Origin of the sequence: Mangrovimonas yunxiaonensis, from assembly GCF_000733475.1 — a bacterium.
GTDB classification, from domain to species: domain Bacteria; phylum Bacteroidota; class Bacteroidia; order Flavobacteriales; family Flavobacteriaceae; genus Mangrovimonas; species Mangrovimonas yunxiaonensis.
Map to the genome: position 1 here is coordinate 574,989 of NZ_JPFK01000005.1, position 25,875 is coordinate 600,863.

Annotated in this window: 25 protein-coding genes and 1 tRNA gene; 17 read left to right on the plus strand and 9 right to left on the minus strand. The window is 40.8% G+C overall.

Annotation, left to right across the window (positions count from 1 at the left end):
- Window positions 1-63: 63 nt before the first annotated feature.
- Both IA57_RS06695 and IA57_RS06700 read right to left on the minus strand, forming a co-directional pair.
- Window positions 64-1,848 carry a DUF5689 domain-containing protein gene (locus tag IA57_RS06695; protein WP_036120950.1) on the minus strand — a complete coding sequence of 595 codons (1,785 nt, stop codon included), beginning with the start codon at window positions 1,846-1,848 and terminating at the stop codon, window positions 64-66.
- A gap of 111 nt (window positions 1,849-1,959) precedes the next feature.
- The gene (locus tag IA57_RS06700) at window positions 1,960-2,292 is read right to left on the minus strand and encodes a T9SS type A sorting domain-containing protein (RefSeq protein ID WP_036120952.1); all 333 of its coding nucleotides are present in this window, start codon (window positions 2,290-2,292) and stop codon (window positions 1,960-1,962) included.
- 285 nt (window positions 2,293-2,577) lie between these two features.
- Here IA57_RS06700 and IA57_RS06705 point away from each other — a divergent pair, with 285 nt between their 5' ends.
- Complete coding sequence (locus IA57_RS06705) at window positions 2,578-3,261, plus strand: response regulator transcription factor (protein ID WP_036120954.1); 684 nt, start codon at window positions 2,578-2,580, stop codon at window positions 3,259-3,261.
- A complete protein-coding gene (locus IA57_RS06710) occupies window positions 3,261-4,298 on the plus strand; it encodes a sensor histidine kinase (RefSeq protein WP_036120957.1) in 1,038 nt (345 codons plus the stop codon). Before IA57_RS06705 ends, IA57_RS06710 begins: the two co-directional genes overlap by 1 nt.
- Here the strand turns inward: IA57_RS06710 and IA57_RS06715 are convergent.
- Window positions 4,272-5,333 (minus strand): glycosyltransferase, encoded by a 1,062-nt coding sequence (locus tag IA57_RS06715; protein WP_036120960.1) that lies wholly within the window; start codon window positions 5,331-5,333, stop codon window positions 4,272-4,274. The genes IA57_RS06710 and IA57_RS06715 overlap by 27 nt on opposite strands.
- Before the next feature lie 59 nt (window positions 5,334-5,392).
- Between IA57_RS06715 and trmB the strand changes: the two genes are divergently transcribed.
- The 7 genes from trmB to IA57_RS06750 all read left to right on the plus strand — a co-directional run bounded on the left by trmB (window position 5,393) and on the right by IA57_RS06750 (window position 10,036).
- A complete protein-coding gene (gene trmB, locus IA57_RS06720) occupies window positions 5,393-6,073 on the plus strand; it encodes a tRNA (guanosine(46)-N7)-methyltransferase TrmB (RefSeq protein WP_036120963.1) in 681 nt (226 codons plus the stop codon).
- Window positions 6,070-6,699: a lysine transporter LysE gene (locus IA57_RS06725; RefSeq protein WP_036120965.1), complete on the plus strand. Its 630-nt coding sequence runs from the start codon at window positions 6,070-6,072 to the stop codon at window positions 6,697-6,699. The genes trmB and IA57_RS06725 overlap by 4 nt, the downstream gene beginning before the upstream one ends.
- A complete protein-coding gene (locus IA57_RS06730) occupies window positions 6,699-7,046 on the plus strand; it encodes an MGMT family protein (protein ID WP_036120967.1) in 348 nt (115 codons plus the stop codon). Before IA57_RS06725 ends, IA57_RS06730 begins: the two co-directional genes overlap by 1 nt.
- 87 nt (window positions 7,047-7,133) lie before the next feature.
- Window positions 7,134-8,267 carry an Mrp/NBP35 family ATP-binding protein gene (locus IA57_RS06735; protein WP_036120970.1) on the plus strand — a complete coding sequence of 378 codons (1,134 nt, stop codon included), beginning with the start codon at window positions 7,134-7,136 and terminating at the stop codon, window positions 8,265-8,267.
- Between the two features lie 2 nt (window positions 8,268-8,269).
- Window positions 8,270-8,512 carry a NifU family protein gene (locus IA57_RS06740; RefSeq protein ID WP_036120972.1) on the plus strand — a complete coding sequence of 81 codons (243 nt, stop codon included), beginning with the start codon at window positions 8,270-8,272 and terminating at the stop codon, window positions 8,510-8,512.
- A 67-nt stretch (window positions 8,513-8,579) separates the two neighbouring features.
- Window positions 8,580-9,638, plus strand: coding sequence for an NAD(P)/FAD-dependent oxidoreductase (locus IA57_RS06745; RefSeq protein WP_036120974.1), 1,059 nt, complete (start codon window positions 8,580-8,582; stop codon window positions 9,636-9,638).
- Between the two features lie 68 nt (window positions 9,639-9,706).
- Entirely contained in the window at window positions 9,707-10,036 is a 330-nt protein-coding gene (locus tag IA57_RS06750) for a 2Fe-2S iron-sulfur cluster-binding family protein (RefSeq protein WP_036120977.1), read from the plus strand.
- 3 nt (window positions 10,037-10,039) lie between these two features.
- On the opposite strand, the gene IA57_RS06755 is transcribed toward IA57_RS06750, so the two are convergent.
- The 5 genes from IA57_RS06755 to IA57_RS06775 form a co-directional block, all read right to left on the minus strand.
- Window positions 10,040-10,939, minus strand: a complete 900-nt coding sequence (locus tag IA57_RS06755) for a metallophosphoesterase family protein (protein ID WP_036120979.1) — start codon at window positions 10,937-10,939, stop codon at window positions 10,040-10,042.
- 121 nt (window positions 10,940-11,060) lie between these two features.
- Window positions 11,061-12,239 (minus strand): acyl-CoA dehydrogenase family protein, encoded by a 1,179-nt coding sequence (locus IA57_RS06760; protein ID WP_036120982.1) that lies wholly within the window; start codon window positions 12,237-12,239, stop codon window positions 11,061-11,063.
- 62 nt (window positions 12,240-12,301) lie between these two features.
- Complete coding sequence (locus IA57_RS06765) at window positions 12,302-13,012, minus strand: tRNA1(Val) (adenine(37)-N6)-methyltransferase (protein ID WP_036120985.1); 711 nt, start codon at window positions 13,010-13,012, stop codon at window positions 12,302-12,304.
- Window positions 13,012-13,536 carry a ribosome maturation factor RimM gene (gene rimM, locus IA57_RS06770; RefSeq protein WP_036120987.1) on the minus strand — a complete coding sequence of 175 codons (525 nt, stop codon included), beginning with the start codon at window positions 13,534-13,536 and terminating at the stop codon, window positions 13,012-13,014. Before rimM ends, IA57_RS06765 begins: the two co-directional genes overlap by 1 nt.
- 108 nt (window positions 13,537-13,644) lie before the next feature.
- Window positions 13,645-14,154: a 30S ribosomal protein S16 gene (locus IA57_RS06775; RefSeq protein ID WP_036120989.1), complete on the minus strand. Its 510-nt coding sequence runs from the start codon at window positions 14,152-14,154 to the stop codon at window positions 13,645-13,647.
- Window positions 14,155-14,307: 153 nt separating this feature from the next.
- On the opposite strand from IA57_RS06775, the gene IA57_RS12345 reads away from it, so the two are divergent.
- The 8 genes from IA57_RS12345 to IA57_RS06815 all read left to right on the plus strand — a co-directional run bounded on the left by IA57_RS12345 (window position 14,308) and on the right by IA57_RS06815 (window position 25,072).
- Entirely contained in the window at window positions 14,308-15,321 is a 1,014-nt protein-coding gene (locus IA57_RS12345; protein WP_051881000.1) for a DUF6252 family protein, read from the plus strand.
- A 160-nt stretch (window positions 15,322-15,481) separates the two neighbouring features.
- A complete protein-coding gene (dnaE, locus tag IA57_RS06785; protein WP_036120993.1) occupies window positions 15,482-19,864 on the plus strand; it encodes a DNA polymerase III subunit alpha in 4,383 nt (1,460 codons plus the stop codon).
- 241 nt (window positions 19,865-20,105) lie between these two features.
- The gene (gene trxA / locus IA57_RS06790) at window positions 20,106-20,423 is read left to right on the plus strand and encodes a thioredoxin (protein WP_036120996.1); all 318 of its coding nucleotides are present in this window, start codon (window positions 20,106-20,108) and stop codon (window positions 20,421-20,423) included.
- 69 nt (window positions 20,424-20,492) lie between these two features.
- A complete protein-coding gene (locus IA57_RS06795) occupies window positions 20,493-21,422 on the plus strand; it encodes a DUF58 domain-containing protein (protein WP_036121403.1) in 930 nt (309 codons plus the stop codon).
- A 77-nt stretch (window positions 21,423-21,499) separates the two neighbouring features.
- Window positions 21,500-21,573: transfer RNA gene (locus tag IA57_RS06800), tRNA-Asp, on the plus strand.
- 470 nt (window positions 21,574-22,043) lie between these two features.
- Entirely contained in the window at window positions 22,044-22,226 is a 183-nt protein-coding gene (locus tag IA57_RS06805; RefSeq protein WP_036120999.1) for a hypothetical protein, read from the plus strand.
- A 142-nt stretch (window positions 22,227-22,368) separates the two neighbouring features.
- Entirely contained in the window at window positions 22,369-24,384 is a 2,016-nt protein-coding gene (locus IA57_RS06810) for a tetratricopeptide repeat-containing sensor histidine kinase (RefSeq protein ID WP_036121002.1), read from the plus strand.
- Window positions 24,385-24,394: 10 nt separating this feature from the next.
- Entirely contained in the window at window positions 24,395-25,072 is a 678-nt protein-coding gene (locus tag IA57_RS06815) for a helix-turn-helix domain-containing protein (RefSeq protein ID WP_036121004.1), read from the plus strand.
- 248 nt (window positions 25,073-25,320) lie between these two features.
- On the opposite strand, the gene IA57_RS06820 is transcribed toward IA57_RS06815, so the two are convergent.
- A complete protein-coding gene (locus IA57_RS06820; RefSeq protein ID WP_036121007.1) occupies window positions 25,321-25,830 on the minus strand; it encodes a DUF456 domain-containing protein in 510 nt (169 codons plus the stop codon).
- Window positions 25,831-25,875 lie beyond the last annotated feature (45 nt).

Consider the following 25,875-nt stretch of genomic DNA (forward strand, 5'->3'; position numbering starts at 1 on the left):
ATAGGCAAAATAAAAAGCGCTACCATAATAGTAGCGCTTTCTAAAATAATTTATTAGGATATGTTATTTAATAACAAGTTTCTTAGTTGTAGAAGCACCGTCTTGAGAAATTTTCAAGATGTACATTCCAGCAGCAAGAGCAGACACATTTAAGTTGTTGTTGGTTAATGTGCTGTTTAATACCTGCTTGCCTAAAATGTTATAAACCTCCACAGCTATAGCGCTATTTTTAGCCGAAGCGATGGTTACGTAACCCGTGTTAGTTGGGTTAGGGTAAAGGTTGAATGCAGTAGCTGCGTTAATGGTTTGGGTAGATAATGTGATATCGTTTAGATTTCTAACATAAATCTGGGCTGTTCCATTAAATTCACCGGCAACGGCTGTCAAGTTAGCGATGTTGCCAGAAGGAATCAACTCATTAATATAATCTGCGCCAAAAAAGTCGGTTCTTTTAACTATTGTATTTGTGCCATCGGTAACATCATAGTTTTGACCTGTGTCAAAAGTGGCAACACCATCACCAGCAACAAAAGAAACATTTTGCAACGCTACTAATTCAGATTCGTAGTCATCTGGGTTAGCGTTTAAGTCGGCAATAGTAACCAGCTGTGGAGTAACAGTATTTCCAGAAGAATCAATGCTTCCAGAGTCTTCAGTTGGTATAAATCTTAGTACTCCGCTAACTTCCTGAGTATAACCTTTAAGTCCAGAAACCATATCGCCTACATTGTAAGTTGTTGCAATGGTACCGGCTTGGTCGTAGATTAAAATACCAGAAACCGTGTTGTCTTGAATCCATTTTCTGTTTCTAAAGCCATCGGTATGGCTTACTAAAGAGCTTCCTGTAATTTCGTAATAACGACCATCGCCATTAGCTGTTACATCGGCAAGTAAAGCCGTGATATCAGCTACAACGTTAATATCGGCAACAGAAAACGTAACTGTGGTGTTAACGGCAGGCGTTATTGGGTTGTGGTTGTTGTCAACCAATTCCATATACACAGTATAAGAACCACCGTTGGTTACTGTAATAGGCTCGTCGTTAGTATCGTATTTCATAGGTTGAGCTACTGCACCGCTACCACTATCTAAAGTCCAGTGGATATGACCGTCTATTCCAGCGCCAGGTGTACCAACCACAAAGTTTTGTACGTTTAAGGAAACGTTAACACTTGTTGTGCCAGGAATAAACATTTCACCGTTTGAAGGTGATACAATTGCTAATGAAGGATTTGTAGAACCAGTTGTAGTGTATACACCAACACCGCCAATAAGTGTTTCAAAAGTGTCTGTCCCACCTTGGCATATTCCTAATCCATCTAGAGCCCCTGCACCACCAAAATTCCAGTTAGATGCTATAAAACCACCATCAGGGCCAGAACCGTTAATTCTTGTTGCGTAAGAATCTGCATATTCCCAAGATTGCCCAGAGCCATCAACGCCTTCAGCACCATATTGATCAATTACAGTGGTTGTAGCTGTTTCAATAATTCTAATTCTATCATCACCGTTTACATTTATGGTGTTAGAAATTAAAACATTGGCAGAAGCTAAAGAAGGAAAATCAGAGATAATTGCATCTGCACTGCCAGACGTTGTAATGTATACAAAATCGTCTACTACAGTTCCTAGGCTAGATAAATCTTCTGTATTGCCCCAAGTGGTATTAGCATTAGTTTGGTTTTCTAGACTATATAGCGAAAAGTCTACAGCGCCATCAGCATAAATTTCTAACAATTTTGGGTTACCTCCTGAACAGTCACCATCTACAATAGTGGTAATAATTGGTGATTGCGCAAAAGCGCCAAGGCCAATTAAAAAAGTAAATAAAAAGTAAAGTTTTTTCATAATTGAGTAATAGTTTTAAAAAAATTAGAGAAACAAATATAGGAAGAATTAAATGGTTAGTCTAACAGCTTGTTGTGGTAAAAGGTTTTTTTTACAATTATATAACATGGATTATTCCACCACAAGTTTCCTTGTAGCTTCTTGGTTTCCTATGGTAATTTTTAAAATATAAATGCCAGAAGGTAGCTTAGAAATATTAAGCTTGTCCTTAAGTAAGGTGGTCTTTAACACTTGTTTGCCCAGTACATTGTACACCTCGATATGCTTTTGCTTTTGGCTGTGGGTTGTAATGGTTACCAAGCCGTGTTTTACAGGGTTTGGGTAAATGTTAATGTCTGTAGATTGGTCAACACTAGCAAGGCCGCGGTGGTCTTGCGAAAACCCTGCCGCAGAACAAAACAAAGCAACTAAAGCAGTAAGTATAAGGGTGTAAAAATGCTTCATAGTGTCTTGAATCCTTTAAAGTTATAAATGTACAAAAAAATTATCAAACTTTATACCAAGGTGTTGCTGCAATGCCAAAAAAGCCCTTTGCACAATTAAGGGAATGTAACCTAGGTGTTACGTAATTGTTATTTATAAAGAAGCGGTTTATCAGTCGTTGTTATTAATAGTACTTTTGCCCAATATTTAAAGGTAAAATCATTTAAGTGATTGCCATTTACGGTTTTTTTAGATAAAATATGTAAATTACAATTTGGCAAAGCACGATATTAAACACCATTTATGATGAAAAAAAAGGACATCAAAATTTTACTTGTAGACGATGAACCCGATATTTTAGAAATAGTAGGCTACAACCTGTCTTCTGAAGGCTATCAAGTTATTACCGCCGAAAATGGTATGGAAGCCGTTAAAAAAGCCAAAAAAGAAAAACCACAGCTTATTATTCTAGATGTGATGATGCCCGAAATGGATGGTATTGAGGCTTGCGAACAAATACGTAAACACCCCGATTTGCAAGATGCCATAGTTACGTTTTTAACAGCAAGAGGTGAAGATTACTCGCAAGTAGCAGGGTTTGATGCCGGGGCTGACGATTACATTACAAAACCCATAAAACCCAAAGTTTTGGTAAGCAAGGTAAAAGCCTTGTTAAGACGCTTAAAAGAAAACGAGATCAACGAGTCGGTGGTTAAAATAGGTAGCCTTGTAATTAATCGCGACGAGTACAAAATCATTTTAAAGAACGAAGAAATTATCTTGCCCAGAAAAGAGTTTGAATTGCTATCTTTGTTAGCCTCTAAACCTGGAAAGGTATTTAAGCGCGAAGAAATACTCGACAAAGTCTGGGGTAACGAAGTGGTTGTTGGTGGCCGTACAATAGATGTGCATATAAGAAAGCTTCGCGAAAAAATAGGAGACGACTCCTTTAAAACCGTTAAAGGTGTTGGCTATAAGTTTGTCGATTAATGCTGAAACTGAAAAAAACATATAAGTTTGCGATAAAAACATCGCTGTTTATAACCATAATTACAACACTCCTTATGAGTGTTTTTTTATACCTCGGAGGCGTATCTCTATGGATGACCGTTCCTTACGCGCTGTTGCTATACGCCATATCCTTCATTATTATACAATACCGCGTTGAACGTTTTATATATAGAAGGGTTAAGAAAATTTACGACGATTTAACCCTGCTAGAATCCACCTCGCTAACCAACCGTTCTGTAACGACAGACATGGCCACCCTTACTAAGGAAATCGATAAGTACGCCAAGGATAAAAAGCTGGAAATAGAAACCCTAAAGGTGAGGGAAGAATACAGAAAAGAGTTTTTGGGTAACGTATCGCACGAATTAAAAACCCCGCTGTTTACGGTTCAGGGGTATTTGCTAACGTTGTTAGATGGTGCTAAAAACGACAAGAAAATTCTGGATAAATATTTAGAGCGTGCCAACAAAGGCGTAGAGCGGCTTATTTATATTGTTAAGGATCTAGACATGATTACCAAGCTGGAAGTGGGCGATTTAAGGCTGAATGTAGAAACCTTCAACATTATAGAATTGGTTGAAAATGTGTTTGAATTGCTAGAAATGAAAGCCGCCAAAAAGCAAATTTCCCTAACCTTCGATATGGATTATACAGATCCCGTTATGGTAAAGGCCGACAAAGAACGCATTCAGCAGGTGTTAACCAACCTTGTGGTAAACTCCATAAAATACGGTAGGGAAAAGGGTACTACCGAAATTAGTATTGAAAACCTCATTAAAAATAAGGTAATTGTTCGTGTAACCGATAATGGCGAAGGCATATCAAAAGAACACATCTCTAGAGTGTTCGAGCGTTTTTATCGGGTTGATAAAAGTGGCTCCAGAAAAGAGGGGGGCTCGGGTCTAGGGCTTTCTATTGTTAAGCATATTATCGAGGCGCATAACGAAAAAATCTACATTGAAAGCGAGGCCGGTGTGGGTAGCGAATTCTCATTTAGCCTTGAAAAGGCCGAATAACCTCTTGTAATTAATCGCATATTCAAAAGCCGACAGGCCTTTGTAGTCCTTAACCCTTTCTAGGGCGCTAAGGGTAAAAGCATCTTGTGTGCATGTTGGGACAAACCCTTCCTCGTCCAGTTTTTGGGCCAAATACTCTTGCTCGGTTTGGCCGGGGGTTGGAATAAAAAAGGCCTTTTTGCCGAGCTTAACCAAATCCATAACCGTTGTGTAGCCCGAGCGGGAAATAACCAAACGGCTTTTGTTTATAGTGGTTTCCAGTTCGTGGCTTGTCATAAAGTTAACCACGGTTAATTTTGGGCTGTCCTCTCTGGTTTGTTGGGCCTCGATAACGCCCCTTACAAACATAACCCGCCCACTGTAGGCTTTTAGTTCGCTAAGCAATTTCTCCTCTAAAAAACCGCGTTGGGGCTCGGGCCCCGAAAGTAAGACCAAGAGGTCATAAACGGGCGCTTGGTTGGTGTTTTCAAAACGGCTTAAGGGCCCTATGTATTTGGTCGGGATAATGGGCTGGTCTATATGGCCAAGTTGCCCGCTTAAATTGGGCGTGCCCAGATTATCGGGCACCCAACATTCGTCAAATTTTTTAATTATTTTATGGTGTATTTTTGTGCTAAACCACGTTGTGGTACCACTTAATACCCGTAATTGGTGGGTTATAAATACCGAGGGGATGTGCTTGCTGTAAACCCCAAAGCGGTTGTCCGAGATAATGCCATCGATCTCGTAATCGGCCACAATCTTTTTCGTGGCTTTTTTTTCGGCCTTAAAAGCTTTAAGCATTTTTGGAGAATCCTTAAGCATTTTAAGTTTAAACATGCTGCCTTTTTTGGAGTAAGTAATGTTGTACGAAGGCAACTCCAAATGGGTTAGGGTAGGGAATTCCTTTTTTAACAATGCTAAAGCCACGCCATCACTGGCAATAACGGGTTCAAAACCGTTGTCCAATAATGCCTTTACAAGCGGAATGCATCTTGTGGCATGCCCGAGGCCCCAATTTAAAGGGGCGATTAAAATTCTTTTTTTCAACTTCATAAAAAAAGCAAATGTAAAACTAATATGTTTCCTTAATTTTGCCTAAACTTTAAATTTCTGTGGGAAGTAAAAATAAATTAAAAAGATTTAGGGAGAACGAAACGTTTCATAATGTGGTTCAACCAACAAGAGCGGCATTGGAAACAGGCGATTTTCCTTTAAAAGGGACGTGGAATGCTACTTTTTTTAAGAACGATAACCCGTTGGTTTTAGAATTGGGTTGCGGAAAAGGGGAGTATACCGTAGGATTGGCAAAAAAATATCCTAATAAGAATTTTATAGGCATAGACATAAAAGGCGCGAGATTTTGGCGTGGTGCCAAAACCGCCATAGAAGAGCAACTGCCTAATGTGGCCTTTTTGCGAACGCAAATTGAACTAATTGAGTATGCGTTTGCACAAAACGAAGTCGATGAGATTTGGATTACCTTCCCAGATCCCCAAATAAAATATAAGCGCACCAAACACCGTATGACCAACGAGGCCTTTTTAAAGCGCTATAAATCTATTTTAAAGCCAGAAGGTGTTGTGAATCTTAAAACCGATAGCGAGTTTATGCACGGGTATACCCTAGGGGTGTTGCACGCTGCCGGCCATGAGGTGCTTTATGCCAATCACGATGTGTACAGATTAGGCGGAAGCCCCGAAGAAGTGGTTGATATACAAACCTTTTACGAAAAACAATATTTGGAGTTAGAGAAACCAATTACGTATATTAGATTCAAAATAAAAGCAGATTGAATTTAACCATCGTTTTTTTTCTTGGTTTTATAGTAACCGCTTTGGCAACCTTGCCACCGGGATTGCTAAACATGAACGCCGCAAAAATAGCCTTAAAAGAAGGGCATAACCGAGGGGTGATGTTCTCTCTTGGGGCTTGTACAATTGTTGTTTTCCAGGTGCTTATTGCCACGGTTTTTGCAAGATACCTAAGCAATCACCCCGATATTGTCGATATTTTACAGCGTGTTGCTTTTGTTATTTTTGTCTTAATTTCGGTTTACTTTCTTTTTATCGCCAAGAACCACGAGGCGCAACCCAAAGAAATTAATGTTAAAAGCAAGTCTAGCCGGTTTTTTCAAGGCGTTTTTCTGTCGAGCATAAATGTTTTTCCCATTCCGTTTCAGGCGTATATGGCCATTACCTTTTCGTCTTTTGGGTGGTTGGCTTTCGATAAAACCAGCATAGCCTCCTATGTTACGGGCTCTACATCTGGAGCCTTTGTTATTTTGTATATTTATATGTTCTTTTTTGAAAAGATTAAGGGCAAATCCTTTACCTCGCAAAAGAACATGAATTACATTATTGGTGGCATAACAGGAATTATCGCCATAGTAACCTTAATCAATATTATAAAAGAACTGTAATGCTTCCCGAAACACTTAGTTTTTTCGAGAAAGTCTATTGGGTGGCGCGCAAAATCCCCTACGGACGGGTAACCAGTTATGGCGCTATTGCAAGATACTTGGGAGCGCCCAGAAGTGCAAGAATGGTAGGGTATGCCATGAATGGCGCTTCGGGTAAGGACGTGCCGGCACATCGGGTGGTAAACAGGCGGGGACTGCTTACAGGAAAACACCATTTCGAGGGGACAAACTTAATGCAGCAATTGTTAGAGAGCGAAGGGCATAAAGTAGTTGACAACCAACTTCAGGATTTTGACGAAATTTTTTGGGATCCACTTACAGAATTGCCCGATAATTCAGGAGCATAGCACCATAAATCATTTCAATTAAACTGCTTCGGTTTGTAAACATTTAGCAGTATATTTGCATTTTAGAACAAATCTAAATTATTGATTTTGAAACTGAACAAGCAAGATATATTAAAAGCCCTCGAAACCATAACAGCTCCTGGCGAAGGGCGAAATTTAGCAGAAAGCGGGGCGGTTACCAATATTGTAACCTTTAGCGATGAAGTTGTGGTAGATGTAACCATAAGTAACCCCAGCTTACAGGCCAAAAAGAAAACCGAAGTCGAGATTATGAAAGCCATTCACGATAAGGTTTACGAAAAGGCAAAAATTACAGTAAATGTTAAGGTTGATGCGCCTGCAAAACCAAAAAACGAAATTAAAGGCAAACCCATACCAGGCATACAGAACATTATAGCTGTAGCTTCGGGTAAAGGTGGTGTAGGAAAATCTACAGTAACAGCAAACCTTGGCGCCATGTTAGCGAAAATGGGCTTTAAGGTAGGCATATTGGATGCCGATATTTATGGCCCTTCCATCCCAATTATGTACGATGTGGCAAACGAACGCCCACTGTCGGTAAATGTTGATGGAAAGTCTAAGATGAAGCCTGTCGAGAATTATGGGGTGAAAATCCTGTCTATAGGCTTTTTTACCAAACCAGACCAAGCCGTTATTTGGCGTGGTCCTATGGCCGCCAAAGCTTTAAACCAAATGATTTTTGACGCCGATTGGGGCGAGCTTGATTTCTTGTTAATCGATTTGCCTCCGGGAACAGGCGATATTCACTTAAGCATTATGCAAGCCATGCCAATTACAGGCGCCGTTGTCGTGAGTACGCCACAGCAGGTGGCCTTGGCCGATGCTAAAAAGGGTGTAGCCATGTTTCAACAGGAAAGCATTAACGTGCCCGTTTTAGGGATGGTAGAAAACATGGCCTATTTTACCCCTGAAGAGTTGCCAGACAATAAATATTATATTTTCGGACAGGCAGGAGCCAAGCATCTTTCAGAAGATTTAGAGGTTCCTTTTTTAGGTGAAATTCCTTTGGTCCAAAGCATACGTGAAGCAGGCGATATAGGTCGTCCGGCGGCTCTGCAAACCGCAACGCCGTTAGAGCAGGCTTTTGAAACGCTAACCAAACACATTGTACAGGAAGTTGTAAGACGCAACGATGCGTTACCGCCAACCGAAGCAATTAAAATAACCACAATGGCCGGTTGTTCGGCAGTTAAGAAATAACAATGACACAAGAAGAACTAAAGCAGAATGTAGAAAAAGCATTGGAGGAGATTCGCCCGTTTTTGCAAAGCGATGGGGGCAACATCTCATTGCTGTCTATTGAAGACGGTAAATTAGTGAAAGTTCAACTGGAAGGCGCCTGCACAAGTTGTAGCGTGAACCAAATGACGTTGAAGTCTGGCGTTGAAATGACCATTAAAAAATACGCCCCACAAATTGAGCAGGTTATTAATGTAGAGGCCTAAAACCTGATGATTGTCATCTGTAGTTTTATGAAACACTTCTAACTTTGCCTATTAGAACCTTAATTCCATGATTAAAACCGATATACTTATCATTGGCGCTGGCCCTACAGGGTTGTTTACTGTTTTTGAAGCTGGTTTGTTAAAACTAAAGTGCCACCTTATTGATGCCTTGCCACAGCCGGGCGGACAGTGCTCAGAGATATACCCCAAAAAACCCATTTACGACATACCGGCCTATCCAGAAATTTTAGCCGGCGATCTTACCGAAAAACTTTTAGAGCAAGGCAAGCAATTCGAGCCTGGATTTACCTTAGGAGAACGCGCCGAAACCATAGAAAAACAAGAAGACGGCACCTTTATTGTTACCACCAATAAAGGTACAAAACACCATGCGCCAGTAGTAGCCATTGCGGGTGGATTGGGGAGTTTTGAACCGAGAAAACCTCAAATATCCAACATTCAGGCATACGAAGATCGCGGTGTGGAATACATGATTAAGGATCCCGAATTATACCGCGATAAAAAAGTGGTGATTGCTGGTGGTGGCGATTCTGCTTTGGATTGGAGTATTTTTTTAGCCGATGTGGCAAAAGAAGTAACCCTTGTTCACAGAAGAAACGAGTTTAGAGGTGCTTTAGATTCTGTAGAGAAAGTTCAAGACTTAAAAAATCAAGGCAAGATTAATTTAATTACTCCAGCCGAAGTTGTCGGGTTGTCGGGAGAGGGCAAACTAGAAGCCGTTTCAATTAAATTAAACAGCGAAGCCGAACCCTTCGATTTGGCATGCGACCATTTTGTGCCATTATTTGGCTTGTCTCCAAAACTAGGGCCTATGGCCAATTGGGGCTTGGAGATTGAAAAAAATGCCATCAAGGTTAACAACGCTCTAGATTATCAAACCAATATTCCTGGCGTTTTTGCCATTGGCGATGTTAATACCTATCCTGGAAAATTAAAACTGATTCTCTGCGGGTTTCACGAGGCTACTCTTATGTGCCAAGCGGCCTACCAGATTATTAACCCCGGGAAGCGCTATGTGTTAAAATACACCACCGTTAGTGGTATTGATGGTTTTGACGGGAGCAGGAAAGAAGCTCCCAAAGCAGTAGTAAAAGCCATTGAATAGCTGTTGAAAATCCTCAAAAAACAAATAAATTATTACAATTCGTATAACGATAATCACGACATACTAAAATGACCGACGTAAAAATAACCATTATAGACCGCGAAGGAATAGCCCACGAAGTCGATGCGCCAACCGATATGGCCATGAACCTTATGGAAGTAGTACGTAGTTACGAATTAGCGCCAGAAGGAACCATTGGTGTATGTGGTGGCATGGCCATGTGTGCTTCTTGTCAATGTTATGTATTGTCTGATCACGATTTGCCGGAAAAGCAAGACGATGAAGAGGCTATGCTAAGCGAGGCTTTCGATGTAAAAGAGAATAGTAGGCTAGGCTGCCAAATTCAAATTACGCCAGCAATGGATGGTTTGAAAGTCGAGCTAGCGCCAGAGAGCTAAGAATTATTTGGTTTTGTAGGCTGTTAAGGGTTTTGGGCCTTCCAGCAACACGCGAACAATTTTTAGGGTACCGTCGTCTGTAGTGGCGATTTGCCATTTTATTAGCGCTATTGCGCCGTTTTCAATCTCTATTCCAGTAATACTTCTTGGGTGAACACAGCTTCCGTCGTTAAAGAAAGCAATGTCGCCGGGCTCCGGAAAGCGCGGTCGGTGCGTGTGTCCTGCAATGGTAAGTAAGTTATTGTTGTTGACAATCCATTTTTTAATCCGTTTTTCAACCTTAATAAGCTCCTTGTAGTTTTTTGCTGGGCTTGTGGGATCTGCAATGCCCATAACATTTAAGGGTTTCCAAAGTATCCGCACCAAAAACCTGCTCCATCGCCAAAAGGTGTAATTCCACCAATCGGCTTGGTGGCCATGGGTTAAAAAGAGTTCTTGGTTTGTTGTTGTATGTTTTAAAACTAGTCCCTCATGATAGGTTAAATTAGGAAACAGCTCCTCATCCTTTCCGCTAATGGGCTCAAAATAGGTAGACAAGTGTTTTGCAACATAGTCTGGATTTTTATACACCATATCGTGGTTTCCATAGCATAAATGTAAACGCTTGTTTTTGTGGAACGCTTTTAATAGAAGATAGACGTTTTTATGCGCTTCAAATATAGATTTAAACGTGAGGTTCTCCCAAAGCTCATCGCCATCGCCCAATTCACAATACTGAAATCCTTCAGCATAATAATGCTTTAAGGCATGAAAATAAATGTTGCGGTTGTTGGCAAAATCGTCGGCAAAACTATTGTCTCCTCGGTGACAATCGCTAAACAAAATAAACTTGCTAGCGTCGTCAAAGGGGATGACTTTAGCGTTTTTATAGGCCTTGTCTAATCGTTTTTTGGATGAAAACATATCAAGTAAATGTAAACAAATTTCAATAAAAAATGCTTCCCGAAAAAGAGAAGCATTTTTAAAATTTTGTATGTATCTACTGGTGTTTTTTTACCATGATATTCCCGCCTTTGTTGAGGTTTTATTTAAAGGCGTTCAAGCCTGTAACATCCAATCCGGTAATTAAAAGGTGAATATCGTGTGTGCCTTCATAAGTAATAACGCTTTCTAGGTTCATGGAGTGACGCATAATGCTGTATTCTCCGGTAATGCCCATACCGCCTAGCATTTGTCTGGCTTCGCGAGCAATGTTAATGGCCATGTCCACATTGTTACGCTTGGCCATAGAAATTTGTGCTGAGGTGGCTTTGCCTTCGTTACGCAACACACCAAGTCGCCAGGTTAATAATTGGGCTTTGGTGATTTCGGTAATCATTTCGGCTAGTTTCTTTTGTTGCAATTGGAAAGCACCAATAGGTTTCCCAAATTGTATGCGTTCTTTGCTATAGCGTAAAGCGGTATCGTAACAGTCCATAGCAGCACCAATGGCACCCCAGGCAATACCATAACGCGCGGAGTCTAAGCAGCCAAGTGGTGCGCCTAAGCCAGATTTGTTAGGTAATAAGTTTTCTTTTGGTACTTTAACATTATCAAAAATAAGCTCGCCAGTAGCCGATGCTCTTAGCGACCATTTGTTGTGGGTTTCTGGGGTTGAGAACCCTTCCATGCCACGTTCAACAATCAAACCGTGAATACGGCCTTCTTCATTTTTTGCCCAAACTACGGCCACTTGTGCAAACGGGGCGTTGCTAATCCACATTTTGGCACCATTTAAAAGATAGTGGTCGCCCATATCCTTAAAATTAGTTACCATACCACCAGGGTTACTACCGTGGTCAGGCTCGGTTAAACCAAAGCATCCCATCCACTCGCCGCTAGCTAGTTTTGGTAAATATTTTTGACGTTGTGCTTCGTTGCCATACTTCCAGATGGGGTACATCACCAACGAAGATTGTACAGAAGCTGTACTTCTCACACCCGAGTCGCCACGTTCTATTTCTTGCATGATTAAGCCGTAAGAAATTTGATCTAAACCCGCACCGCCATATTCTTCTGGGATATATGGGCCAAAGGCACCAATTTCTGCCAAACCTCCAATAATTTGTTCTGGGAACTCGGCTTTTTGAGCGTACTCTTCAATAATTGGAGAGACATCGCGTTTTACCCATTCGCGGGCGGCATCGCGTACTAATTTATGTTCTTCTGATAATAGCTCGTCTAAATTGTAATAATCTGGAGCTTCGAATAAATCTGGCTTCATAACGGAATTTTAATTTGAAGCCCAAATGTAACGAAAACGTTTTCAGCGTACAATATTTCGCCTTACATTTTAAGGTAAAAATCTTGGGTTAAATTAATGTAATCCTCGGTGTAGTTGTGGCGTGATGTTTCTATAATAAGTTCGTTGACTACGGTTTCGTTTTGTGTGGTGAAAAATGTTATTAGGCTTCTTTTAATGGGAGCTTTTGGTGTGCCTTTTACGTGTAGGATGTCTTTTGGGAATAGTTGAAATGTTGCCGCCAGTGCTATAAATTGAGGTTCTTCAGAATATGGGATAACCACACAAAAACAACCGTTTTCGGCCAGTAGTTTGGCCACGCTTTTTAATAAATGCTTAAAGGGAAGGGCATCTGAAAATCTTGCTAAGTCCCGTTGCTTGTTGTTGCTTTTAAAAGCGTCTTGGTAGAATGGCGGGTTAGAAACAATTAGATCGTAGGTGTCGTCTATTTCATCTGTAAATTCCTCTAAAGCGGCATGATAGCAAAAAAGTCTATCGTTCCAGGGGGAGTTTTCAAAATTTTCGACGCATTGTTCGTAGGCATCGTCATCAATTTCTAAGGCATCTATAAGTTCGGCGTGACTTCTTTGTGCCAGCATAAGAGCAAGAATGCCAGTACCTGAGCCGATGTCTAAAATAGAAAACGGCTGGTGTTTAACAGAGGCCCAAGCGCCAAGCAGTACGCCATCGGTGCCAATTTTCATGGCGCAGCGATCTTGATGAATAGTGAACTGTTTGAATTGGAACGGCTTCATTAGAGATAAAGGTCAATGAGGCCTTCTGGCGTTTCAACAACAATGGTTTTATTGGGTTTGTCTACTTGCTTTATAAAGGCGTCGTTCATGGGAATTAAAATTTCCACACCGTCCCGATCAATAACAAACAGGGCTTGTGCCGTGGTGTCGTTTACTGCGGTTATGGTGCCAACATCGCCAAAATGGGTATCTGTAATGGTAAATCCAATAATTTCGTGGTAGTAAAACTTATCGTCTTTAAGTTCTGGAAGAAGCTCCAGAGGGAGGTAGACATCGCTTTTTAAAAGGGCTTCGGCATCGGCTTCGCTATCGATGTCTTCAAATTTTACCCGCAGCAAATCCGATTTGTGCAATTGCGAGGCTTCTACAAAAAACGGAAGCAGCTGGCCGCGAACATCAACAAACATGGCGTCTAAGGCTTCGCAAGCACTTGGGTCGTCGGTATCTAGCTTAATAAGGAGCTCGCCTTTAAAGCTGTACTTTTTTACAATTTTCCCTAAAAAAAAACAGTCTTCCTTTTTCATCGGAAATTTTAAATTTTTGTTTCCAAGGTACCGGAAACCTTAATTATATTAAATCATAAAAAAACCCAGACAAATTTTGCCTGGGTTCAAAAGTATAAAAATAAATTTTTATTCTTCTTCGTTCGAAGCATCAGCTTCTGCTGCTGGAGCTTCCTCTGCAACAACCTCTTCTGGTGTGTTAGCAGCAATTCTAGCTTCGTTTACAGCTTTTTCAGCTTCAAGCGCTTTGGCTTTAGCATCGGCATCGGCTTTTGCTAAACCATCGGTTTTTGCGTTGATTTTAGTTGCTTTTTCTTCTAACCAAGCGTTGAATTTAGTTTCAGCTTGCTCTTCGGTTAAAGCGCCTTTTCTTACTCCGCCAGCCAAATGGTTTTTTAATAGGGCACCTTTGTACGACAAAATAGCTTTTGCAGTATCTGTTGGTTGTGCACCATTTTGTAACCACTTTACAGCACCGTCAACATCAAGGTCAATAGTTGCTGGGTTGGTGTTTGGATTGTAAGTACCAATTTTTTCAAGGTATTTACCATCTCTTTTTGAGCGCGCATCGGCGGCAACAATCCAGTAAAAAGGTTTTCCTTTTTTACCGTGTCTTTGTAATCTAATTTTTACAGGCATAAATAATTAATTAGTGAGGTTCTCGACCTCTATTATTAATAAGGGTGCAAAGATACGACATTTTTTTAATTTCCAATCTTTTACGACTGGCAATGTATATTCTGTTTTTTTATTCTATTTTTGAGAGCAATAAAATTTAAAAATATATTTACTATGAGAAACCTTTTAGCCTTTGTGTTGGTAGCCTTTATGGTTTTTGGGTGTAGCGATGACGTTGAATTTAACTCACCAGCTGTTCAAGGAAAAAAGAACGGAAACTACTGGAAAGCAGTATCTTATCATGCGACTTACGACGATAGTGGTAGATTGGTAATTACCGCTAGCGATAATTACGACGATATTACATTAAGGGTAGCTTCGCTATCGGTTGGGGTACATTTCGAGCTTGGCGTAAACAACAACAATATGGCCAGTGTAGAAGATGGCCAGGGCGTTGAGTTCTCTACGCTAAACCTCCCAGATGGAGAAACTCAGGTTTACCCATCGGATGGGATAATAAACATCACGACTCACAACCAAGAAAAGAATACCGTATCTGGCGAGTTTTGGTTTAATGCATACAACAGTTCTGGCACAGAAACCGTAAACTTTAGTCAAGGGGTTTTTTACGATGTGCCTCTGCCTAATGTGTCTAGCCCAGATGTTGTATCATGTGAAGAAGCTATTTTAGAGACCCAAACCGCACAAGAAGCGTATTTTGCGGCAGACCCATCGCTTAACAGTACGGGATATTCCAACGCCTGCCATGCCTATGCCGCAGCATTAATGCAGCAACAGGACGCTTGTGGCGATGAAACAGGAATGCTACAAGATGTGATTGATGGCCTATATTGCGATGATGATGATGCCGATGGCTTGTTGTCTGTTTTAGAAGATGTAAACGGCAATGGCGACTTAACAGACGATGATACCGATGCCGATGGTACACCAAATTATTTAGATGACGATGACGATGGCGATAGCATTCTTACAGCAAATGAAGATGTTGATGTCGATGGCGACCTAACCAATGACGATACCGATATGGATGGCGTACCAAATTATTTAGATAACGATGATGATGGCGATGGCATTTTAACAATTAACGAAGATGTCGATGGCGATGGCGATCCAACCAACGACGATACCGATATGGACGGTACTCCAGATTATCTGGATGCAAACTAAAAGCACACGATTACAGCATAGGAAAGCGGCCCAATGGGTCGCTTTTTTTTGTTTATAACTGTTTATAACTTCGCTTTATTAATGTGAATATTCTCTGTACTTTTAAACGTTCAATTTTTGAGTTAACAATCCTACAACAGGACAAACCACCAGGCCTTTTATGTACTTAATTTTCGATACCGAAACCACCGGACTTCCAAAGCGTTGGGACGCGCCAATTACCGATACCGACAACTGGCCAAGGGCCATACAGATCGCTTGGCAGTTGCACGACGAAATGGGGCGCTGTGTCGAGCATCAAGACTATTTAATTCAGCCCGAAGGGTTCAATATTCCGTACGATGCCGAAAAAATTCACGGCATTTCTACCGAGTTGGCCCAAGAACAAGGGGTGCCATTGGCAGAGGTTCTGGAAAAGTTTCATGTTGCAATTAGTAAAGCCAAATTTATTGTTGGGCAAAATGTTGGGTTTGATGTTAATATTATGGGCTGCGAATTCTTTAGGGAGGATGTGGCCAATACGCTTCAAGAATTACCGGTTTTAGATACCTGTACAGAGCACACGGCACAGCTGTGTAAAATTCCTGGTGGTCGGGGCGGGAAGTTTAAATTGCCTACCCTAACAGAGCTACACGAATTTTTATTTAACAAGCCATTTGCCGAAGCACACAATGCTACGGCCGATGTAGAGGCAACAACACGTTGTTTTCTGGAATTGATTAGAAAACGGGAGTTTACAAAAGAAGCACTAGATGTACAGCCCGATTATTTCGAGCGTTTTTCTGAAGTCAATCCGCAGGAAATCCAGCTAATTGGCCTAAAACACATCAACCTTAAACGCGAGAGTGCTAAAATTCGCGAGCGTCTTGAAAAGCAACAAACCGATACCATATCGACAGCGGAAATAAAACAAAACATTTCCGATTTGGCCGATGTCGATTTTGTACACCTTCACAACCATTCGCAGTTCTCTATATTGCAGTCCACCATAAGCATTGCCGATTTGGTAGACTCTGCCGCCAAGCACAACATGCCAGCAGTAGCACTAACCGATCACGCCAACATGATGGGGGCATTTCATTTTGTAAGTGCCATAGGAAGACACAACAAAGCGGTTGAAGAAAAAAATAACGAGGCCCAAGAAAAAGGCGAAACGCCAACGGCAAAGCCTATTAAGGGGATTGTGGGTTGCGAGTTTTTTGTTTGTGAAAACCATACCGATAAAACCCGAAAAGACAATGGCTATCAAATTGTCATGCTGGCCAAGAACAAAAACGGCTACCACAATTTGGCCAAGCTATCCTCAATAGCCTATACACAGGGGTTTTATTATGTGCCAAGAATAGATAAAAAACTTATAGAAAAATATAAAGAAGACCTTATTGTACTTACCGGAAACCTGTATGGCGAAGTGCCAAGTAAGGTGCTTAATGTCGGTGAAAACCAAGCCGAGGAAGCCTTGTTGTGGTGGAAAGATACGTTTGGAGACGATTTGTATATCGAGCTTATGCGGCATAATCAGGAAGATGAGAACCGCGTAAACCAAGTGTTGGTCGCATTTTCTAAAAAACACCATGTTAAGTTGGTGGCTTCCAATAACACCTACTATGCCGAAAAAGAGGATGCCAATGCACACGATATTTTATTGTGTGTAAAAGACGGCGAAAAACAGGCCACACCAATAGGTCGTGGTCGTGGGTACCGTTACGGACTGCCAAATCAGGAGTACTATTTTAAGTCTTCGGAAGAGATGAAGGAACTCTTCAAGGATTTGCCAGAGGCCATTACCAATTTGCAAGAGGTGGTCGATAAGATAGAACCCTTTGAATTGGCTCGGGACGTTTTGCTGCCTAAATTTGATATTCCAGAGCAGTTTCAAGTAGAGGCCGATAACGCCGATGGCGGCAAGCGCGGGGAGAATGCTTACCTAAAACATTTAACCTACGAAGGGGCTAAAAACCGTTATGGCGAAATAACCGATGCTATAAAAGAACGTCTCGATTTCGAATTGGATGTTATTGCTAATACGGGTTACCCCGGGTATTTCTTGATTGTAGAGGATTTTATACGCGAGGCTAGAAATATGGGCGTATCGGTAGGGCCAGGGCGAGGCTCGGCAGCAGGCTCTGCCGTTGCATATTGCTTGGGAATTACCAATATAGACCCCATTAAATACGACCTGCTTTTTGAGCGGTTCTTAAACCCAGACCGTGTGAGCATGCCCGATATTGATATCGATTTTGATGATGAAGGCCGGGGGCGTGTTATGGACTATGTTATCGATAAATACGGTGCCAATCAAGTGGCGCAAATTATCACCTATGGTACCATGGCGGCCAAATCCTCCATTCGCGATACGGCACGTGTGTTGGATTTGCCCCTGTTTGATGCCGATAGGATTGCCAAGTTGATACCCAATACCAAGCTCGCCAAGATTTTTGGAATGGACGAGAAGGCCCTAAAGAGCAAGTTTCGTTCTGAAGAGGTCGACCTCATTAACGAGCTTATTAATATTTCTGAAGGCGAAGGGCTAGAGGCCGAAACGGTTAACCAAGCGCGGGTGTTAGAAGGCTCGGTAAGAAACACCGGTATTCACGCTTGTGGGGTAATCATTACTCCAGACGATATTACCAATTTCGTGCCTGTTTCTACAGCCAAGGATTCCGATTTGTATGTCACCCAATTCGACAACTCGGTAGTAGAGAATGCGGGCTTATTAAAAATGGATTTTCTAGGGTTAAAAACCTTAACCCTAATTAAGGATACTGTTAAAATTGTAAAAGCAAAACACGGTATCGAGCTCGACCCTGAGCGTTTTCCGTTGGATGACGAAGAAACATATGCACTGTTCCAAAGGGGTGAAACCGTTGGGATTTTCCAATACGAATCGCCGGGAATGCAAAAGCACATGAAGGACTTAAAACCTACGGTTTTTGATGATCTTATTGCCATGAACGCCTTGTACCGCCCGGGTCCTATGGAGTATATTCCTAGTTTTATTGCCCGTAAACACGGTAGGGAGGAGATTGTTTACGATTTGCCTGCCATGGAAGAATATCTGAAGGAAACCTACGGGATTACAGTATACCAAGAGCAGGTAATGTTGCTTTCGCAAAAACTGGCCAGTTTTACTAAGGGTGAAGCCGATGTGTTGCGAAAGGCCATGGGGAAAAAAATATTTGCCTTACTGGAAAAGCTTAAGCCTAAGTTTTTGGATGGGGGCGAAGCCAATGGCCACCCAAGAAATGTGCTGGAGAAGATTTGGAAAGACTGGGAAGCCTTTGCCAGTTATGCCTTTAACAAGTCGCACTCTACCTGCTACGCTTGGATAGCTTACCAAACGGCCTATTTAAAGGCGCATTACCCTGCCGAATATATGGCCGCTGTGCTGTCTAACAACATGAACGACATTAAGCAGGTAACCTTTTTTATGGAAGAGTGTAAGCGCATGAAGTTAAATGTGCTTGGGCCTAGCGTAAACGAATCGTATTACAAGTTTTCAGTAAATCAGGAGAATGCCATTCGGTTTGGTATGGGAGCCATAAAGGGTGTTGGCCATGGTGCGGTAAAAACCATTGTAGAAAACCGTAAAGAAGGGGGCGCCTATAGGTCTATTTTCGATCTTTCTAAGCGAATTGATCTGCGGGCAGCCAATAAAAAAGCTTTTGAGAACCTAGCATTGGCTGGAGGTTTTGATTGTTTTTCCAGTACGCATCGCGCGCAGTATTTTCAAGATGAAGGCGATGGGATTACTTTTTTAGAAAAAGCTATGAAATACGGTGCCAAACATCAAGAGAATGAAAATTCGGCCCAAGTGAGTTTGTTTGGCGAGGCTAGCGATGTGCAAATTCCAGAGCCGCAAGTGCCACCATGCGATGATTGGGGCACTATGGAGAAGCTGGCTAAGGAGAAAGAAGTGGTTGGGATTTATATTTCTGGCCACCCGTTGGATGATTTTAAGGTAGAGATGACCAATTTTTGTAATGCCGACCTGTCGTTGTTTGGCGATTTGAACAACCATGTAAACAGAGAGCTTACCTTTGGTGGTGTGGTAACCGATGTGCAGCACCGCGTAAGTAAAGCGGGAAAAGGATGGGCGGCCTTTACCATGGAGGATTACGAAAGCAGCTTTGAGTTTCGGATTTTTGGAGAGGACTATTTGAAGTTTCGGCATTTTTTGGTGAAAAACTCTTTTGTTCATGTTAAAAGCTATGTGCGTGAAGGCTGGGTAAATAAAAATACCGGTATAAAAGGCGAGCCTAGGTTGCAGTTTAACAGTTTTCAGTTGCTGCACGATATTATGGATGCTTACGCCAGAAAGTTGTCGGTGAAGTTGGATATTTCGGATTTGCAGGGGCAGCGTATTCAGGTTTTGGAAGAGCTGTTTAAAATACATGCTGGCGATAAAGCGTTAAGTTTTATAATTTACGACAATGAAGAGCGTATAAAACTAAACATGCCTAGTAGAAAACAGAAGGTGAGGATTTCGCAAGAACTGTTAAGCGAGCTCACCGAACATGATGTGTTCTATAAATTGAATTGATTTTTTTTGCGCAAAGGATTGAGGCTTTGTTGGAGCTCTTTTGTGGTTGGGCCTTGCCGAAAGGCACGGTACGACCCAACAAAAAGCGACTGCCGAAAGCCTGGTTTATGCGCCCTAAAGCAAATAATAGCGTATTATAATAGCAACATAGGCAAAACAAATTGCTTGGTTGTAAGCTTTCGTTATTTTTTTGACTAATATTGCATAAAACTTAGAAGTACAATTTTTTAAATTATAAATTATGGCATTAGAAATTACAGATGCAACGTTTGAAGAAACAGTATTAAAGAGCGACAAGCCAGTAATGGTAGATTTTTGGGCTGCATGGTGCGGACCTTGTAGAATGGTTGGGCCAATCATTGATGAGTTGAGTACGGAATACGAAGGCAAAGCCGTGGTAGGAAAGGTAGATGTAGATGCCAACCAAGAGTTTGCTGCAAAGTACGGCGTAAGAAACATTCCAACAGTATTGGTGTTCCAAAATGGCGAAGTTGTAGGCCGCCAAGTGGGTGTAGCGCAAAAAAGTGCTTATGCCGAAGCTTTGGATTCGCTTTTATAAGCAATAAAGATTAAAGAAATGATAAAAGGTTTGCTGTTATGGCAAACCTTTTTTAGTTTAGGGCATAGGATGGATTTACAACAGGAACTAAATAAAACAAGTGGGTTTAACAAACTCGACCTTTTGGCCAAGCAGGTTGTAGAGGGGTTTATTTCGGGCATGCACAAAAGCCCGTTTCATGGGTTTTCGGCAGAGTTTGCTGAGCATAAAATTTACAATCAGGGCGAAAGTACCAAACATATTGATTGGAAGTTATACGCTAAAACAGATAAGCTGTATACCAAACGCTATGACGAGGAGACCAATTTGCGTTGCCATTTAATTATAGACAACAGCAGTTCGATGCATTACCCAGAGATGGCGTCGTTTTCGATAGACCATCTTAATAAAATAGCGTTTTCTGCTTTGGCATCGGCGAGTTTAATGCACATTTTAAAGCGCCAGCGCGATGCGGTTGGACTAAGTGTGTATAGCGATGCCTACGATTTTTACGCCCCAGAAAAAGGCAGCGACAGGCACCACCATATGCTGCTGCACCAACTTGGCGAACTGCTAAAGCAGCGCCCAGAGAACAAGCAAACAGGAACCTATACCTTTTTGCATCAAATTGCCGAGAACATACATAGGCGTTCGTTGGTTTTTTTGTTTACCGACATGTTTCAAACAGAAACCGAAGCAGACAAATTGTTTGAGGCCTTACGGCATTTAAAGCACAATAAGCATGAGGTGGTGTTGTTTCATGTGTTTGATAAGGAAAAGGAATTAAAGTTCGATTTTGGCCATGCTCCAAGACGTTTTGTGGATGTTGAAACAGGCGACCATATTAATTTGTACGCCGAAAACATTAAGGACAACTACGAAAAAGCGGTATCGGATTATTTTAAGGCCATTCGTTTAAAATGTGGGCAGTATCAGATAAAATATGTGGAAGCCGATATAAATGAGGGGTTTAGCGCAATATTGACGGCCTTTATGGTGGAGCGTCAGAATTTTTTATAAGATAATTTTAAAAAAAAGTTGTAAAATATTTGAGATATAGAAAAAGCCATGTATATTTGCATCCGCAATTGTGCAACGGTCTGGTAGTTCAGTTGGTTAGAATATCTGCCTGTCACGCAGGGGGTCGCGGGTTCGAGTCCCGTCCAGACCGCAAAAAATTGCTCAAAAGCTCCATCCGTTGGAGCTTTTTTTTAGCAATAAAATTTAGTTGTGTTGTTTTTGCCTTAATGTTGTAATTGAGGCAAATAGTAGGAAGAGCTCAATTTTTTTGAGTGTTCCAATGGAAAGCTTTCCTTTTTTCACTTAGGTGAAAATTGGGATGCTTTTTTGTTTAAAAAAGGCTTTAAATAGCCTTTAATCGATTAAATTGGTATTTCAACGGATTTTTTCTGTTTGTATGATGTCTTTAAATTACTTTTAAACTTCCTTATTAAGCCCCAAATTATTTTACAATCAGCTTATTAAGGTTGTTAATCCATATTTTCCCTCACACACGTAGCGTTATGCTTTATGGCATGATGTGTACACATTAATTATTCCATAATATCCCTCAACTTTTTTAGAGCATTTAGCTCTTAAACGGTATTTGCTTGCAGTGTAACCAATTTAAAGTTGATAAATATGAAATCCCTAACAATTACCTTAATAGCAATTATTTTTTGTGTTGCTTTAACCGGACTTAACAGTAAAAAAGACATCAGTATTGATCTTATAAATCAAGAAGAAGTGCAATCTCATGACTTTACGCATGATCTTGCCGTTAGTAAGCATATTAGAAAAACAAAAGTGCCTACCCAGGGCTAAACTTTTTTGTCGCCATAATGTTATAGACCCGTTTAGCGCTGCTGGACGGGTTTTATTGCTTTGGGGAAATTAAAATGGTTGTCGCGTTTAATTATCAATAATATTTATTATAAATTTGAGAGACTTACAAAAATGAATCTCATTGTATAAGCACTATAGTGTCATATTAAGTGTCTTCTTTGCATTTGGTGTGTATGCCCAGTCCAATCCTGCTATTATGGACAGCATAACGCACTATTCAAACCAATCTAATAATCAGCAGTTGCCCTTAGAGCTTAGAATAGACTATGCTAAAAAGGCTATTAGACTAGCTGCTAAGCACGCCAGCGATAGTGTGCTTTTAAAACACAGAAGGCAGCTCTCTACACTTTACCTGTACAAGCAGGATGCAGATACTTTAATGCTGATTAATCGTGAAAATTTAACATTAGCGGTAAAGTTAAAGGACTCTGTGGCCATGGCCCATGTTAATAACATTATTGGGTGGAGCCATTTTAGCAAGCAACAAATAGATAGTGCGTATTACTATTATTACAAAGCGTCTAAATTGTTTTCGGATTTAGATTTAAAGAAAAATTATGCCGAAACCCTGTTAAACATGGCAGACATACAGTTCATGGAAAAAGACTATCTGGGGGCCGAAAGCAATGCGGTAAGGTCTATAAGGTTGTATCAAACATTTCCAAAATCTGAAGCCAATCTCGATGCCCTTTGGGCGTTGTACAATTTGCTGGGCATTATTTCCGACGAACTAGACCAATACGACGATGCGATTAACTACCATAAAGAGGCTCTGTCCTATAGCGACCAGATAGCAGACAATACCTTATACACCATTTACTCGAATAGCAACATAGCTTTAATCTATAAAAAGCAAGAGAAGTATAACCAGGCCTTAAACATTTACCAAACCTTAAGTAGTAACAAGCAAGAGCTGTTAAAAGAGCCTTCAAACTATGCGTTAATCTTGGGAGACTACGCCTTTGTAAAGCACTTGTCGGGCAAATACCCAGAAACAGAGGTGAAGAGCATGCTAAGAAAAGCGTATCGGGTTAGCGATAGCATTCAGGATTTTTACAGCATCATGTCGGTTTCTTTAAATGCGGCACAATATTATTTGGACATCAATCAAAAGGATTCTGCCTTGGTTTTTGCCAATAGGGCGTATCAATTGGCTGAGGAGACCAATACCAATAATGTGATATTAAAAACCCTTTTGTTAAAGTCTAAGATAGAGCCCCCACAAAGGGCGACAGATTATTTAAGCCGTTACGTGGCTATTAGCGATAGTTTGCAACACAAGGAGCGAGCCATTAGAAACAAATTTGCCAGAATTGAATTTGAAACAGATAATTTAAAGGAAAAAAATAGGCAAATTGCCCGAGAGCGTATGTGGTTTATGGTTTTGTCGGCAGGCTTAATATTTACACTAGTCTTGCTGTATATTATTGTTTCGCAACGGGCCAAAAACAGGCAATTACAGCTTGTGCAGCAGCAGCAGCTTGCCAACGAAGAGATTTATAATTTAATGCTTTCGCAACAAGACAAAATTGATGAAGCGCGAATTTTGGAAAAGAAGCGCATTTCAGAAGAGCTTCACGATGGCATTTTAGGGCGGCTTTTTGGTACCCGATTAAGTTTAGACAGTTTAAACATGATGGTAACGCCAGAGGCCATTAACAACCGCAATAAATATATTGAAGAACTAAAGCATATCGAGCAGGACATAAGAAAGGTATCGCACGATCTTAATACCGATTTTGTTAGCGGCTCCAGTTTCTTCAGCATTATAAAATCTTTGGTAGAAACACAGTGCCTAGCCTATGGCTTAGACTATCAACTAACCAATGACGATGATATTGATTGGGATGCTGTATCGAATAAAACAAAAATCCATTATTATAGAATTGTCCAAGAGTCGTTACAAAACATCTACAAGCACGCCAATGCCACGCGGGTTGAGATTAGTTTCCAACGAAAAAGAGGAACCGTTTGCCTAAAAATTACCGATGACGGCTTAGGTTTCGATATTAACAAGTCTAAAAAAGGCATAGGTTTAAAAAATATGGCCTCGCGCGTAAGCGATGTAGGCGGTAAATTAAAAATAGACTCAGCCATTAATTTAGGAACAACGGTTACCGTAAGGGTGCCTGTTTAAAACAAGATACATGACACATAATGTTATACGAATATTAATGACCGATGATCACCCCATTATTATAGAGGGATATCAGAACACGCTTTTAGCCACCAAAAAGCCCGATCAAGAGCTTAAGATAGATATAGCCAATAATTGCGACCAATCATTACAATACATGCAAGAGGCCATAAAAAAAGAACGCCCTTACGATGTGCTTTTTATGGATATTAGCTTGCCACCATCATCCGATGGCAAATATACTTCGGGCGAAGATCTGGCCATTCATGCTAGAACCCTAATGCCCAATGCTAAAATAATTATCTTAACTATGTTTAACGAATCTTATCGAATACACAATATTGTTAAACGTATAAACCCCGAAGGCTTGCTCATTAAAAGCGACTTAACCTCAAACGAGCTATCAAGCGCTTTCCAGGCGGCCTTAAAAAACCCGCCCTTTTATAGCGGTACTGTTAATAGCTTAATACGAAAAACCATCTCTGCCGATATGGAAGTAGACGATGTAAACCGTAAAATCCTGCACCTCCTATCGCAGGGGATAAAAACAAAAAGTTTAAAAGAGCATATCAATTTGTCTATGAGTGCCATTGAAAAGCGTAAAAAACACTTAAAGGAAATTTTTTTGGTTCAAGATGGCAGTGACGAAACTTTACTAAACGAAGCGAGAAAAAATGGCTTTTTATAAGATTTATAATAAATAAGCTTTTTTATGGGTGAAAGTACAAGTGGTAAGTGTGTCTTAGGTCTTGGTATCACTGTGAATTACGGTTTTTCCGTAATTTTTTTGCGGAAAAACCGTAAAGGTGTTAATAAGATAAATACTACCTTTGTTTAAGTCAACAGCATAAAATTAATTAATCCCTCAAGAAGATATTGTTGATAATAGCATTTACAAGAGCCTTATGGTGAAAAACCGTAAGGCTCCTTCTTTTTTTAGAAAGAAAAAATCGCGTCGGCGTGTTCTACAAAAACCTTAATGTATATGCCCAAGTACACCACGGCGACAATAAACTTTAAAAAGGTGCCAGTTAAAAACCCCAAAAACGAACCAAAAGCTGCCTTGGTTGCCATTTTAGAATCCGTTTTGTTAAACAACTCACCAATTAAAGCCCCAACAAAGGGCCAGATAATAATGCCAAAAATGCCCAACACAGGAAAGAATATGGCGACAATTAACCCAATGGTTGTGCCTACCATGCCTTTGCGGCTGCCGCCAAACCTCTTAGTCCCCATAGCCGGAATAATATAATCCAATACAAACACCAATAGGGCAATTACAAGGGTAATGCCCAATACCCACCAGTTGTCCTCAACAGCTTTTGTAAGATACAATAACAACAAGCCTACCCAACTAATTGGCGGTCCCGGTAAAATGGGTAAAAAGCTGCCTATAATGCCTGTTAAGACAAACAATAAACCAACTATAGAAAGAATAATGTCCATAAAAATGTTTTGCTATAAGACGAAGATAACGATAACATGTTACAA

Bases quoted from the DNA above. Each gene is read 5' to 3' on its own strand.
- IA57_RS06695 (WP_036120950.1), bottom strand. From the start codon at position 1,848: ATGAAAAAACTTTACTTTTTATTTACTTTTTTAATTGGCCTTGGCGCT.
- IA57_RS06700 (WP_036120952.1), bottom strand. From the start codon at position 2,292: ATGAAGCATTTTTACACCCTTATACTTACTGCTTTAGTTGCTTTGTTT.
- IA57_RS06705 (WP_036120954.1), top strand. From the start codon at position 2,578: ATGAAAAAAAAGGACATCAAAATTTTACTTGTAGACGATGAACCCGAT.
- IA57_RS06710 (WP_036120957.1), top strand. From the start codon at position 3,261: ATGCTGAAACTGAAAAAAACATATAAGTTTGCGATAAAAACATCGCTG.
- IA57_RS06715 (WP_036120960.1), bottom strand. From the start codon at position 5,333: ATGAAGTTGAAAAAAAGAATTTTAATCGCCCCTTTAAATTGGGGCCTC.
- IA57_RS06730 (WP_036120967.1), top strand. From the start codon at position 6,699: ATGCTTCCCGAAACACTTAGTTTTTTCGAGAAAGTCTATTGGGTGGCG.
- IA57_RS06740 (WP_036120972.1), top strand. From the start codon at position 8,270: ATGACACAAGAAGAACTAAAGCAGAATGTAGAAAAAGCATTGGAGGAG.
- IA57_RS06745 (WP_036120974.1), top strand. From the start codon at position 8,580: ATGATTAAAACCGATATACTTATCATTGGCGCTGGCCCTACAGGGTTG.
- IA57_RS06750 (WP_036120977.1), top strand. From the start codon at position 9,707: ATGACCGACGTAAAAATAACCATTATAGACCGCGAAGGAATAGCCCAC.
- IA57_RS06755 (WP_036120979.1), bottom strand. From the start codon at position 10,939: ATGTTTTCATCCAAAAAACGATTAGACAAGGCCTATAAAAACGCTAAA.
- IA57_RS06760 (WP_036120982.1), bottom strand. From the start codon at position 12,239: ATGAAGCCAGATTTATTCGAAGCTCCAGATTATTACAATTTAGACGAG.
- IA57_RS06765 (WP_036120985.1), bottom strand. From the start codon at position 13,012: ATGAAGCCGTTCCAATTCAAACAGTTCACTATTCATCAAGATCGCTGC.
- rimM (WP_036120987.1), bottom strand. From the start codon at position 13,536: ATGAAAAAGGAAGACTGTTTTTTTTTAGGGAAAATTGTAAAAAAGTAC.
- IA57_RS06775 (WP_036120989.1), bottom strand. From the start codon at position 14,154: ATGCCTGTAAAAATTAGATTACAAAGACACGGTAAAAAAGGAAAACCT.
- IA57_RS12345 (WP_051881000.1), top strand. From the start codon at position 14,308: ATGAGAAACCTTTTAGCCTTTGTGTTGGTAGCCTTTATGGTTTTTGGG.
- dnaE (WP_036120993.1), top strand. From the start codon at position 15,482: ATGTACTTAATTTTCGATACCGAAACCACCGGACTTCCAAAGCGTTGG.
- trxA (WP_036120996.1), top strand. From the start codon at position 20,106: ATGGCATTAGAAATTACAGATGCAACGTTTGAAGAAACAGTATTAAAG.
- IA57_RS06795 (WP_036121403.1), top strand. From the start codon at position 20,493: ATGGATTTACAACAGGAACTAAATAAAACAAGTGGGTTTAACAAACTC.
- IA57_RS06805 (WP_036120999.1), top strand. From the start codon at position 22,044: ATGAAATCCCTAACAATTACCTTAATAGCAATTATTTTTTGTGTTGCT.
- IA57_RS06815 (WP_036121004.1), top strand. From the start codon at position 24,395: ATGACACATAATGTTATACGAATATTAATGACCGATGATCACCCCATT.
- IA57_RS06820 (WP_036121007.1), bottom strand. From the start codon at position 25,830: ATGGACATTATTCTTTCTATAGTTGGTTTATTGTTTGTCTTAACAGGC.